General features: G+C 30.7%; 10 protein-coding genes. 4 read left to right on the top strand and 6 right to left on the bottom strand.

Annotated elements, in window-relative coordinates:
• The 4 genes from QM495_RS00260 to QM495_RS00245 all read right to left on the bottom strand — a co-directional run.
• The coding region (locus tag QM495_RS00260; RefSeq protein ID WP_408670098.1) for a LamG-like jellyroll fold domain-containing protein at positions 1-3,360 on the bottom strand (3,360 nt) is incomplete at its 3' end.
• A gap of 170 nt (positions 3,361-3,530) precedes the next feature.
• Positions 3,531-3,821 (bottom strand): hypothetical protein, encoded by a 291-nt coding sequence (locus QM495_RS00255; protein WP_408670097.1) that lies wholly within the window; start codon positions 3,819-3,821, stop codon positions 3,531-3,533.
• An 89-nt stretch (positions 3,822-3,910) separates the two neighbouring features.
• The gene (locus QM495_RS00250; RefSeq protein WP_408670096.1) at positions 3,911-5,332 is read right to left on the bottom strand and encodes a flotillin family protein; all 1,422 of its coding nucleotides are present in this window, start codon (positions 5,330-5,332) and stop codon (positions 3,911-3,913) included.
• Between the two features lie 3 nt (positions 5,333-5,335).
• The gene (locus QM495_RS00245; protein ID WP_408670095.1) at positions 5,336-5,920 is read right to left on the bottom strand and encodes a hypothetical protein; all 585 of its coding nucleotides are present in this window, start codon (positions 5,918-5,920) and stop codon (positions 5,336-5,338) included.
• Between the two features lie 188 nt (positions 5,921-6,108).
• Between QM495_RS00245 and QM495_RS00240 the strand changes: the two genes are divergently transcribed.
• Both QM495_RS00240 and recJ read left to right on the top strand, forming a co-directional pair.
• Positions 6,109-6,528 (top strand): OsmC family protein, encoded by a 420-nt coding sequence (locus QM495_RS00240; RefSeq protein ID WP_408670094.1) that lies wholly within the window; start codon positions 6,109-6,111, stop codon positions 6,526-6,528.
• 35 nt (positions 6,529-6,563) lie between these two features.
• Positions 6,564-8,261, top strand: coding sequence for a single-stranded-DNA-specific exonuclease RecJ (recJ, locus tag QM495_RS00235; protein ID WP_408670093.1), 1,698 nt, complete (start codon positions 6,564-6,566; stop codon positions 8,259-8,261).
• A 4-nt stretch (positions 8,262-8,265) separates the two neighbouring features.
• On the opposite strand, the gene QM495_RS00230 is transcribed toward recJ, so the two are convergent.
• Entirely contained in the window at positions 8,266-9,699 is a 1,434-nt protein-coding gene (locus QM495_RS00230; protein WP_408670092.1) for an FISUMP domain-containing protein, read from the bottom strand.
• A gap of 98 nt (positions 9,700-9,797) precedes the next feature.
• On the opposite strand from QM495_RS00230, the gene QM495_RS00225 reads away from it, so the two are divergent.
• Positions 9,798-10,061 (top strand): hypothetical protein, encoded by a 264-nt coding sequence (locus QM495_RS00225; protein WP_408670099.1) that lies wholly within the window; start codon positions 9,798-9,800, stop codon positions 10,059-10,061.
• 181 nt (positions 10,062-10,242) lie between these two features.
• Here QM495_RS00225 and QM495_RS00220 read toward each other — a convergent pair whose 3' ends face one another.
• Positions 10,243-11,286, bottom strand: coding sequence for an endonuclease/exonuclease/phosphatase family protein (locus QM495_RS00220; RefSeq protein WP_408670091.1), 1,044 nt, complete (start codon positions 11,284-11,286; stop codon positions 10,243-10,245).
• Between the two features lie 133 nt (positions 11,287-11,419).
• Between QM495_RS00220 and QM495_RS00215 the strand changes: the two genes are divergently transcribed.
• Positions 11,420-13,969 (top strand): carboxypeptidase-like regulatory domain-containing protein (locus QM495_RS00215; RefSeq protein ID WP_408670090.1); only part of this gene is annotated, 2,550 nt, incomplete at its 3' end.

The following is a 13,969-nucleotide window of genomic DNA, read 5'->3' as shown; positions in this document are numbered from 1 at the left end:
AGCAACATCAAAATTAAAAAAGCCATCAAAATCATCATCACATTGTCTACTTATGGTAACGCTATTTGCTATTGGTAGAGGTTCAACATGAAGGGTGATTACATGACTTAATCCTAAACAAGCATTCACATCATCACTATCAATACGTGCATAAATTTTTTGTTCCCACGGGTCAGAATTTTTATAATTAGACACATCAGAAATTGCGTTGGTTTCAGCCAAAGCATCCTCTAAATTTTCAAAAAATGAAATTCTAACCAATTGAGAAGAGAAAACAGTTTTACTATCAATTAGTTGTTGTTCGGCATCGCTAAAATTGAAAGAGGTTTTACCATCTTGATTATTAGAAGGATAATCTTCACAAGCATAATAATCTAAATGAAAACTAGCAGGAATTTGTGTAGCACCTACTTTTAAAAGTATGTTGGCAAATCGTTCACAGCCATTTAAAGTTATAATTTTAACAAAAACTTCGCTATTAATAACTGTTGGATTTTGATATGTTGTAGGGTTATTTATAAGTTGAGTAAAACCAGCATCCGTATAAAATTCAAAAATTTCATTTTGATAATTAGTTGAAATTAATTCATTTGCTTCATTTAAATTAAAACTGCTAAATCCATCATTAGCTAAATCATCGTCACATTGTTCAAGAGTTACAATTGCATTTTTTAAAATGGGTAATGGATTTATACTTAATTTAAACGAAGTATCTGTAAAGCACGAATTATCAGAATTATTAGCCATTCTAACATAAATTGTTTGTCCGCCTGAAACTGTATTAGAAAATGCTGATGGATTATTAATTTGATTGATATATCCTGAATCTTTAAAATACGTAATTGTAAAGTTTAAAGTAGATTTTCCATTTAATAAAATGGAAGCATTTGATGTTAAATCAACTTCAATAAAACCATTTGTATCGTCTCCATCAATTGCATTATCACATTCATTCATTATAAGAATATTAGCAGGAAGAAGTGGAATTACTGTCTCAAAAACGGAAACATTAATTGCCAACCTTGTAGAGCTTTCACATCCACTTACAGTTTGTGAAGCATAATATATTGTGTTATTTTGTAAAATAGTGGTATTATTTAAAGGAGCACCACCAATTGCCAAATTATACCATAAAATGGAAGTTCCAACAATAGATAAATTAGTTAAAGTGGCGTTTTCAATATCACAAAACGTCTGATTTACATTTGTTGTAGTTGGTTTTGCAATATGAGTTACTGTTAAAGTAACTGGTGTTCTATTTGGTGTGATACATCCATTTTCAGTAGCATCAACATAATAAGTTGTTGTAGTTGTTAATGATGGAGTAAAACTAGTTCCTGAAGCAATAGGTATTCCCCCCATTGAATTAGTAAACCAATTAATAGTTCCTGAAGATGCAGTTGCTGTTAAAGTTGCTGAACCATTATTACAAATTTCAGCTGGTGAAACAGCTGTTATTGTTGGAATAGTATAAATAGTAGCTGTAATTGGAGTTCTAGTTCCAAAAGTACAAATCCTGTCAGCTGATGCTAATGCATAATAAGTTTTACTTGTTGAAAGAATTGGAGAAGTAAAATTATCTCCAAAACCTAATTCAGTTCCTCCAGTTAATGAATCAAACCATAAAACAGTTCCTCCTAAAGTTGCTGATGCAGATAATGTAATAGAACCCGATCCACAATTTGAGCCATTTTTTGGGTTTATTAGTGCAGTTTCTGAAACATAAATTTTAGTACTTGCAGAAATATTTAATGTTGGATCTCCGGGCATTCCACCGTATTCAACAATATAACCTTGAGGGTGATAAGGGCTAGAGGGGTTTGAATCTCCACTATTACTTAAATCGTTCCACGAGCCAGTTATTCCTACTCCAGGTGCAGTAATATGCGCATAATTTTCATTTCCTAAATTATTAGGTTCACCAGAATTCCAAAAAGCAAAGTTTGGACTTGAACCATTTGCTAAACCATTCCAAAAATTTATGCCACTTTCTGGGCCAGTTACCCATTTCCAAATACCTTCTGTTGTTGCATCGCTACCACCAATCCATCCAGCTCCTGCCGCTTGTTCACCTGAAAGTTGAGCTTCTTCAACCGATGTAATTGTCGCTAAATATCCTTGTAAACCATAATAATTTCTTCCTTCTGCTGCTATTTGCGCAGTAGTCCAGGTAATACCAATATCTTCTATATATTCGTAATAATGACCTGTTGAAGGTAAATAATTAGCTTCATCAACGGTGAATGAAAAATGTTTTTCACTTGAGATGGTAGTTGAATTACTATGAAAGGTAACATCTTTAACGGCAGTAATTAAATCTAAATAAGCAGTTGGAGAGGAAGTTATTGCTTGTAATGTTAGTTTTCCTTCAGATGCGCTCCAAGATGTTGTAATAGTTGGATGTGAAGATTGATTTGTCAGAATTAAAGTATCCTCACCGATACTATAATTTTCAGAAATTTGAATAAAAATAGCTTCAATTTCTTCACTCCCAGGAATTATATTAAAATCTGTAACAACATTAATATCAGAAAGTGGACAATAATTTTGGTTTCCTGCAGCTGTAATAGTTGGAGGGGTATTTGTTGTTGAATTATTTTTAAATTCACAAAGACTTAGTATTTCTGTAGAAGTTAATGCTCTATTCCATATTTTTAAGTCATCTATTTTTCCTTGAAAATAATAAGGGTCATCAATGGTACTAGCATCTTTTCTGCCAATACTTCCAGGATTTGTTGTGTAACTGATATTCGAACCATTTCCAGAGTAACTTCCACCATCATTAGAACATAAATTACCTGAATTGTATTCATTAATATAAATATTCATATCTAAAGCATCAACAATAGTAACAATAACAAAATACCAAGTTTGGACTTTTATTGTTGTTGTACCAACTTTTGTTCTTCTGCTATTAACGGATGCTACACCACCATCTCCAAAAGCAACTGCAATTTTTGGTGTAGCTGAAGTAAGACTCATATTAAAACCAGAATGGATATCTTGAGCAAAATCACTAGTAAATATAAAGGTTTTTGTGACTTCTAAATCATCAAAATAAACCCAAAATGAAACTGTAACAGGTAAATTTGGTTTTAACTGAGAGATGTTTGGTAAATCAATATATTCATTTACTCCATTAAAATGATAAGCCATATTAGAATTTCCAAACCTATCATCTGTTAATGTAGCATTTGCAGTTGTATGAAAGCTGTTTCCACTTGAATCGTTTGAATTACCATTAAATTTATAATTAACAATAAGACCATCCTGTAAACTTGCTAATTGAGCGTAACTTAATGATACAGAAGTTATTAAAAATATAATAAAGAAAGTTATTTTACTAGGTGCAAACTTCATTGCTAGATATTATTACTAAACAAGATTTATTTTATTAACAATAAAATTTATAAAAAATCACACAAAAATAGGCAATTGTTTCAATATCAGCTTTAGATTTTCAAAATCATTTTCACTAAAAGTAGTATCAACTATTTTATAACTAATATTTAAAAAGTGTTTTTCTAAATTTAATAGTATATAAAAAAAAGAAGGATTATCACTACAGCAATTATAAAAAGAATCCAGATAATTTTCTGTTTTTCATTTTCCATTGCTGCTTCTTTTTTAATTTCATTCTTAATAATTTCTAATTCTGAATCCGTCACTTCAGGAAAATCATATTTGGGTTTTGTTGTAGCATTTTTTAAAAAAATACCGTTCCAGTTATTTCCTTTAAATGTATTTCGTCTAGAAACTTTTAAAGCAGCATTTTGCCTTATCCGATTCATCATATCCATTATGTGACCTCCAGCACTCATTTTTAAACATAGTTTTAATATCTATACTCTTAATATTCATTAAGAGTATAGAAAATGTAGGTTACTATTTAGTAGAAATTTTAAGCGTTTTATATTTCTTTTTCATCAGAAGAATCGTCTGTTTTAGCATCTTCAATTGCTTCCCCTTTTAAATAATTTGGCAATTGCATACCGGCCATATTAAACATTTCTTGTAATGGTGGTACAGCTTTGTACATACCAGAAATAAAGTTGGAGGTAGATGTTTTACCATCTTTACTACCACCATTTTCCCAAACGGTAATTTTATCAATTTTAATATTTTTAATAGCTTCTGCTTGAGTTTTAACCAATTCAGGAAGTTTATCAGCTACTAATAATAAAACAGCATCTTTTGCATTGTCTCCAGCAGCTTTTACAATTTGTTCTAAACCTAAAGCTTGTTTGGTTAAAATTTCGTACATCCCTTTTGCTTCTGCTTCTTTTTTCATAAAAATAGCATCGGCTTCCCCTTTAGCAATTCTTCTAATTTGTTCTGCTTCCGCTTCCGCATCAATTTCAATTTTACGCTTGTCTATTTGTGCAGGCACAATAATATCGGCTCCTTGTTCCGCTTCTTTACGTTTTGCTCTTGCATCTTCAGCAATTTTTTCAGCAGCATACGCTTCTTCTAATGCTTTGGCAGATTGTACTTTTTCAGAAGCAATTGCAATTTTTTCGGCTTCCGCTTCTCTAGATCGCCTATCAGCATCTGAGTTTGCTATTTGTATTTTGGCAGTATTTTCACCTTCAATTGCATTTGCATGAGCTGCAGCAACTTGGATACGTTGGTCTTGCATTGCATTTGCTTCCCCAATAGATCCATCTCTTACTTTTTGAGCAACAGAAACTTTAGCTTCATTTATAGCATTTGCAGCAGCTTCTTTCCCTAAAGCTTCAATATAACCAGACTCATCATGAATATCGGTAATATTTACGTTAATTAATTTTAAACCTACTTTTTTTAATTCAGCCTCCACACTGTGTGTAATGTGTGATAAAAATTGATCTCTATCGGAATTAATTTCTTCAATATCCATAGATGCAACTACTAAACGTAACTGACCAAAAATAATTTCTTGCGCTAAATCTTGTACTGCATCTAAATTTAAACCTAACAAACGTTCTGCAGCATTTTGCATAACACTTGGTTCTGTTGAAATACCAATTGTAAAACGAGAAGGTACATTTACACGAATATTTTGTTTACTTAACGCATTGGTTAAGTTTACTTCAATAGACATTGGTGTTAGGTCTAAAAATTCATAATCTTGAATAATTGGCCAAATAAAGGAAGCTCCACCGTGGATACATTTTGCAGATTTTCCGCCACTAGTTTTTCCATAAACAACTAAAATTCTATCAGAAGGACAACGTTTGTACCTTCTTATCATAGAAAAAAAGAATACAACAAGTATAAAAATTATTGCTCCAACTAAATATACGCCGGTTGCTGCAGCTTGTAATGGTATTAATAATGTAATTAAATTCATGGTTTATTTTTGTTTAGATAAAGGTTCAACTAATAATATTTCGGCACTTACAATTTCGGTAACTTTTACCATTGTGCCAGTTTTTAAATTGGTTATTTCATCGGTTATTGCTTCTAATTCTCGTAAACTTCCCTGTACTTTAATTTGTACTTTTCCCATTTCAGAGCGGTTTGCACCAATTGGCAAATAAACTTCACCAATAACACCAATAGCATTTTTTATTACTAATGTACCAGATTCAGCTAATTTATGCATCCAATAAAATAATAACGAAGTAAGAACCATCATAAGTAATCCTGCAATGGTAGAAATTAGTAGTGTAGTTGTAGAAGATAAGCCGTTATCAATACAAGTTATTCCACTCCAACCAAAAATGGTAAAAAATGCTACCACATTTTTAAAGGTGAAGAATTGAAATCCAACTCCGCCATCATCGGCTTCAAAATCTGTAGCATCAGCATCCATATCTGTATCACCACCACCAATAAAAGTGAGTAAGAAAATAACAACAAATACTGCGGAACCAACTAAGGCTATAATCCAATATGTTTGTTCTAAAGATGACATTCCATCAAAAAAATCTTTCATAAGCTTTATATTTTTAAGAAGTTATCGAATATACTACTATTCATTGAATTTTAAAAAGAATAAATAGTATTTAAAGTTTGTTTTATAAGATTTCTTCTTTCACAATATATTAGTAGTTAAATTGTAAAGAATGTTACTATTATGAGTAATAATTCTTTTAAATTTGCATTTTTAATATTAAAATAATTATGACAAATAAAATTGAAGTAAGCTGGAAAGGTAAAATGCTTTTTGAATCTGTAGCACCTGAAGGAAGTGTACTAATTGATGCTGATGAAGCTGTTGGTGGACAAGGGGAAGGATTGCGTCCTAAAGCAATGATGTTAACTTCATTAGCTGGTTGTACAGCAATGGATGTAATATCTTTATTGAAGAAAATGCGTGCTGAAGTAGCTGATTTTAAAGTTGAAGTAGCCGCTAATTTAACCGATGAACATCCAAAATTTTATAATAAAGTACATGTAACGTATCATTTTTATGGAAGTGATTTCAAAAAAGATAAAATTGAAAAATCTGTAAATCTTTCAGTGGACCGTTACTGTGGAGTGATGCAAATGTTTCGTCAATTTTCAGAACTTACAACAGAAATTGTATACATAGAGCAATAAAATAATTTGCTTACTTTTGAGGAAAAAGCACTGCTATGCGTTGGAAATTAAAACCTGAACCAAATTCTCAAATAACTTTAAAATTAGCTCAAGAATTAGGAGTCGAACGCACGATTGCTAAATTATTAGTAAATCGTGGAATAGAAACTTTTGACCAAGCTAAAACATTTTTCAGACCTAGCTTAAGTGATTTGCACAATCCATTTTTAATGAAAGACATGGATAAAGCAGTTGCAAGAATTGAAAAAGCAATTTCAGCAGGTGAAAATATACTTGTTTATGGCGATTATGATGTTGATGGTACAACTTCAGTTTCGTTACTTTCTTCTTATTTAAAAACACTTCAGCCAACTATCGCAACGTATATTCCAGATAGATATGCAGAAGGTTATGGCATTTCTTATAAAGGAATAGATTATGCAGAAGATAACGATATTACGTTAATTATTGCACTAGATTGTGGTATAAAAGCCATTGATAAAGTTGAGTATGCTAACCAAAAAAACATAGATTTTATTATTTGTGATCATCATAGGCCTGGTGATAAAATACCAGAAGCAATTGCAGTTTTAGATCCTAAACGAATAGATTGTGAGTATCCATATAAAGAATTATGTGGTTGTGGTGTTGGATTCAAATTAATTCAGGCATTGGCAAGTGAAAGAAATCAAACTATTGATAATTTAGTTGAATATTTAGATTTAGTTGCTACTGCAATAGCTGCAGATATTGTTCCAATTACAGGTGAAAATAGAGTGTTGGCATATTTTGGTTTACAAGTGATAAATCAACATCCAAGAAATGGAATTAAAGCTTTGATTCAACAATTAAAAAAAACAACACTTACAATAACCGATGTCGTTTTTACTATTGCTCCAAGAATTAATGCAGCAGGACGTATAAAACATGGAAATTATGCAGTTGAATTATTAACCGAAATGGATTTTGACACTGCGGTTAAATTTGCTTCAGAAATTGAACAAAATAATACTGACAGAAAGGCTTTAGATAAAAACATCACTATTGAAGCATTACAACAAATTAAAGAAAACAAGGAACAACACAACTTTTCAACGGTTGTTTATGCTGAAAATTGGCATAAAGGCGTTATTGGTATTGTAGCTTCTAGGTTAATTGAAACGTACTATAAACCAACGCTGGTTTTTACAAAAAGTGGCGATAAATTGGCAGCTTCGGCACGTTCTGTGAAAGGATTTGATGTGTACAATGCATTGGAACAATGTTCAGAATTTTTAGAACAATTTGGAGGTCACAAATATGCTGCGGGTTTAACTTTAAAAGAAGAAAATTATCAAAATTTTAAATCAAAGTTTGAAGAAGTTGTAAAAAATACATTACCCGAAGAACTTAGAACTCCAGAAATATCCATTGATGCTGAAATCAATTTATTAGATGTAACCCCTAAGTTTTACCGAATTTTAAAACAATTAGAACCTTATGGGCCACAAAATATGAAACCTGTATTTATGGCTAGCGGTTTACGAGATAATGGATATGGTAAAAAAGTAGGAGAAGATAAAACCCATTTGAAACTAGCGATTTTTGAAGGTTCGAATCAAAAAACATACAACGCCATTGGTTTTAATATGGGAGATAAATATCCGTTAACCACTAATGCAAATTCTTTTAAAGCTGCTTTTTGTTTGGATGAAAATACGTGGAATGGAAATACTTCCATTCAGCTATTGTTGAAAGATATTCAAGAGGAATAAATATTTAATCTCTTACACATCTTACACATAAAGAATACACGTTTTCTAAAGAACCTTTATTTAAATTCATATCAAAATAAGTTGGATGTATTGAAAGGGTTCTTATTACTTGTTTATTTGAGTTTTGAGTACTCGTCCACCAACTAGTAAAGTCTCCTAAACCATTATGATTCACATGACTTAAATAGGTGAATCCGGCAGGTACTGCATTAAATTGACTCGCATTGTTAACATCGTTATTGGTATTACGCCAATGTTGCGTTCCTGTTTCTCTCAACAAACCAGCTACAACTCTTCCTCGTTCATATAGAGCGTCAATTTCAGACATTGGCAAACCTAAATATAATTCCAATTGATCCCATTCAGCATCACTCGGTAAATGCCAACCATTTGGGCAAGCAGTTCTTGAAGCAACAGCATTATAAAGGACTCCATAGGTTTGATACATAGAGGTGTTTTTTGCTTCGTTAACATCTAATCCAGCATAGTTAATTACACTGTAAAAAGGAGCTATTCCATAAGAATCTTGTAGGTTGTTTACTTCAGGTAAATAGGCTAAATTTTCTGCCATCCAAGTTTGCGAACCAATGGTTATTGTTTTGTAAGATTTTTGGTCTCTATTATCTATAAACGTATCAGTTGTAATAGGCGTAATCCATGTAATAGGACTAGTTTTAAAATTCCAAATAGGACCTCTAGTTCTACCATTTTTATTATCACGAGACTCTATCCTCCAAAAGTATGTAGTTCCTGGCTCTAAACTTGTTTGGAAAGTAGTTTGAGATTGTAAATAACTTACGATAACCCCTTGTGCATAGCCTTGCTCCTGTTCTACAAAAGAAACATTATCACTGAATAATACATTATAGTAAACAGAGTCACCATCAGGATCGCTAACTGGACTCCAAGAGAGTATAACGTTTGAAGGTACATCAGTTTCATTATTTTCAGGAAAAGGAGAATATACTTGTGCTGGAGGAGAATTTTGGGTTGTAAAACCTTGTAAGTTACTTTCATATCTTACCCCATTAGTATCTATTGTATTAATACCCCAATAATAAACTCTACCGTTTTCAAGTGATAATTGATAGGATGTATTTTCAATACCTGAAATAATTGTGAATGGTACTACTGGATCTCCAACAGCTTGAATAATCGTATATTTTAATTCATATGACGTTACATTGGGTACAGCCTCCCATTTGAATGTTAAGTTAATTGGGACATTTTGATCTCCATTGTAAGGCTCAGTTAAATTTATAGTACCTTTTTTAAAACCTATTTTAGGAATTTTCTTTATTATTTTTTTATTTATTATAACCGTATTAACAGGTTTTTTAATAGTCTTCCCTACTTTTATCTGAGAAAAAACTGATGTAAATGAGAATAAAAAAATAACAATAAATAGCGCGGAAATTTTTGAGACACTCCTCTTCATGACTTAAATATTTAGATTAATACTAATTTTTAAATTATGATTTTTAGTAGTAGATATTAACATGAAATTTACTAAAAAAAGTTTAAGAAAACAAATAAATTAATATTTATCTATTTCAAAATAAACGCATTAAGTATTTTTTAAAAAAAGTAGGCGCTGATGAAACACATTTAAAATTAAATATTTTTCAAGGTTCAAATCAAAAAACGTATAATGCTATAGGTTTTAGTATGGGAGACAAACATCAAATAACAACCAACGGAAATTCATTTAAAGCTGTTTTTAATATTGATGAAAACCATTGGAATGGGAATACATCTTTACAATTGCTTTTGAAAGATATTGAAGAGGAAGCTTCCTAACCCCCGAAGGGGGAATTATTTTAAAGTTTAATAATTTAGTTATACTAACGTTGTCACACAGAGCTTGTCGAAGTGCTTTCAAAATAAAACTACCTAAAAAAGTCTTCGACAAGCTCAGACTGACAAATAATATTAAACGAACCTTGATGAAGTGTAGAATCAACTAGACGAAAATTTAAATCTAATTTTCCTTAATCAAATACATATACACAGGATAATGATCACTATAACCACCAATAAAATTACTTCCTGCAAAACTTCGATAAGGATATCCTTTGTATTTTCCAGTTTGTGTAGTTAAATATTGAGGATTAAAAACATTTACTTTATACATTTTGTAAGTAGAGTAATCTTTCGTTGTTGTTAATAAAGGAGAAGTAATCATAATTTGATCAAATAAATTAATATTATCTCTATACACTAATGTGTTTTGTCCACGTCTAAACATATCTTCCATCGGATTGTAAATATCACCCTCTTGTACATTTGCTTTTATAGCTTTTGTTTTTAAGATATTTTTTAAGCTAGAGTTTGTTGGGTCGTCATTTAAATCACCCATAATAATCACTTTAGGGTTTGGGTCACTTAATTTTATTTTTTTAATAATTTGCGTATTTAAATAAGCCGCTTTCTCTCTATTTGGTCTACTTTTTTCTTCTCCACCTCTTCTAGAAGGCCAATGATTTACTATTATATGAATTAATTCATTATCTAAATAACCCGAAACTAATAATTGATCTCTTGTATAAATTCGCATACCATTTTCATCCCACAATTTTAATTCAAAAGTTTCATGATGTATTGGTTTAAAATAGTTGGATTGATATAATAAAGCAACATCAATACCTCTTAAATCTGGAGAATCATAGTGAATAATACTATACTGTTTATCTTTTAAGTAAGATGTATGTATTAAATCTTCTAAAACCGTACGATTTTCAACTTCAGCAACACCTAAAATTACAGGACTGTTTTTAGCTTCTTTTGTGCCGAGTTCAGAAAGAACTTTAGCCATATTGTTTAATTTTTTTTGATAAATAGCGCTTCTATTTTCTTTTATTTCCATCATAGGGCTGGCTTCATCATTTTTATTTGGGTCATTAATGGTATCATACAAGTTTTCTAGATTGTAGAAAGCAACTGTTTTAATTTGATATTTTTTTTGACTGAATACTGTATTTGAAAAAAATAAAATACAAGCTATTACTAAAGAAAATTGTTTCATGATAGGTTTTATATAAGGAAGCTAATTTAATAACAATTTTTAACACACAAGAGTAAAATTGTTACTTTAAATTTTTAGATTAAAAAGAATGTAAAACTCTTATATTTTTAGTACTTTTAATAAAAAATTGCAAATGAAAATAATAGTAATTACTGCTATTGTATGGTTGTGCTGTACAATAAATGTAACTTCACAAACAGGAACTTCAATACAAGGAACAATAGTTGAAGCTTCTTCTAAAAATCCATTAAAAGGTGTTTTGGTAAAAATTAAAAACACTTCTTTTTTTGTTGAAACAACTACAAAGGGTGATTTTTTTATTGAAAATATTCCTGTTGGTAATCAAGTTTTAGAATTAACTTATAATGGTTACCAAAATCAAAACGTACCTATAACTATTCATAAAAATCAACACTTATATTTAGGAACTATTTTTTTAGATGAAATCTTTTCTGAAATTCAAGAAACAACATTAATTTCTTTATCAGATGATGATTTATTAAATGATGGAGAACGAAGTTCCGATTATATTGCTGGGTTATTTCAATCTTCTAAAGATGGATATTTAAAAGCTGCTGCTTTTAATTTTGGTCAAGTCTGGTTTAAAGTTCGTGGATACGATTCTAGCTATGGAACTATTTCTATAAATGGTATTGAAATGAATAAATTATTTGGTGGACGACCTCAATGGAGCGATTGGGGAGGATTGAATGATGCATTTAGAAATCAAGAATTTACCAATGGTTTAGCGGCTTCTGAAAACACATTTGGAGGGATTTTAGGAACAACCAATTTTAGTACAAGAGCTTCCGATTATCAAAAGGTAACTAAAATTTCCCTTTCTTCAACCAATAAAAGTTATACGGGTAGAGTTATGGCAACCTATGCTTCCGGAATGAGTAAATACAATTGGGCTATTACTGTTTCTGGCTCACGAAGAATTGCCAATGAAGGTTATTTAGAGGGTACTTCATACAATGCTTGGGCTGGTTTTTTAGCAATTGAAAAGAAATTAAACAATCACCACAGCTTAAATTTAACCGCTTTTGTTGCTCCAAATAGAAGAGGAAAATCGTCTCCAAACACACAAGAAGTGTACGATTTAAAAGGCGATACATACAATGCATATTGGGGAAATCAAGAAGGTGCTAAACGAAACTCTAGAATGAAAGAAATTATAGAACCTGTTATAATGTTAAGTCATTTTTACACGAAAGAAAATACGACTTTAAAAACAACGTTGGCTTATCAGTTTGGGCATATTGGGAATAGTCGTTTAGGATATTTTAATGCACCAAATCCAGATCCAACGTATTGGAAATATTTACCAAGTAGTTATCTGCGATTTTCTAATAATTTAGATTATGCAAATGCGTATTTAGCAGAACAGGAATTATTGCAAAATGGACAAATAAATTGGGATGAATTGTATGAAGTAAATTCGAATAATGGCAATTCGCTGTATTATTTATACGAAGATAGAGTTGATGATACTCAAATTTCGTTGAATTCAACGTTTAACGCCATTTTAACTGAGAATATAAATTTAAATATAGGTGTTTCTTATAAAAATTTAACATCTAAAAATTATGGAAATATGTTAGATTTATTAGGTGGAAGTGGCTTTGTAGATTTAGATCAATATGCGGAAGGTGATGCGCAACAAAACAATTTACTGAACTCAAATAATGTTGTTGGTGTAGGTGATAAATTTCAATACAATTATACAATAAATGCTTCAGTAGCTAGTGCTTTTGCTCAATTGCAATTCACAAAAAGGAAACTAGATTATTTTATTGGATTAAACTTAAAAAACACCAATTATCAACGTGAAGGTTTGTTTCAAAATGGAACATATTTGTCTAATTCATTAGGAAAAAGTAAAAAAGTAACATTTACTAATCTTAGTGTGAAAGGAGGTTTAACCTATAAATATTCAGGTCGTCATTTAGTAACTATAAACGGCGGGTTTATTTCAAACGCACCAACAATTAGAACTTCTTTTTCAAATTCAAGAGTTAATAATTCTATAACTCCAGATTTAACAAGTGAAAAAATAATTTCAGGCGATGTAAGCTATGTTTTTCGTTCACCAAAAATTCAATCTAGGATTACTACTTATTACACAAAATTTAGTGATGCTATTGAAACATCTTTCTTTTTTGCAGAAGGATTATTGGGTGATCAAGCCGATTTTGTAAATGAAATTATCACTGGAGTTGATAAAAAGAATATTGGAGCTGAATTAAGCTTTGAATATCAGGCTACACCAACTATTAAGTTGTTGGCAGTTGCTGGAGTTGGTCAATTTACTTATGATAATAACCCACAATTGTATTTGCAATCTGAAAGTTTTACCGATGAAAATAGTAATTTTGGAACAGCCTATTTAAAAAATTATCATATTTCAGGAACGCCACAACGTGCTTATTCTTTAGGTGTTGAATACCGAGATCCAAACTTTTGGTGGTTTCAAGTAAACACCAATTTATTATCAAATAATTATTTAGATATTTCCCCATTATTACGAACCAATAATTTTTATTTAGATGCTGATGGTATTCCATTTATAGATGATGAAACTGGAGTAGAAGTCACTCAAAAACAAGTCAATTCCTTCTTAACTCAAGAAAAATTTGAGGATGCATTTTTAGTGAATTTAGTTGGTGGAAAATCGTGGCTA

Origin of the sequence: Lutibacter sp. (assembly GCF_046055765.1) — a bacterium.
Lineage (GTDB): Bacteria > Bacteroidota > Bacteroidia > Flavobacteriales > Flavobacteriaceae > Lutibacter.
The sequence above is the reverse complement of the archived record's forward strand: the minus strand, read 5'-3'. Positions and strand labels throughout refer to the sequence as shown.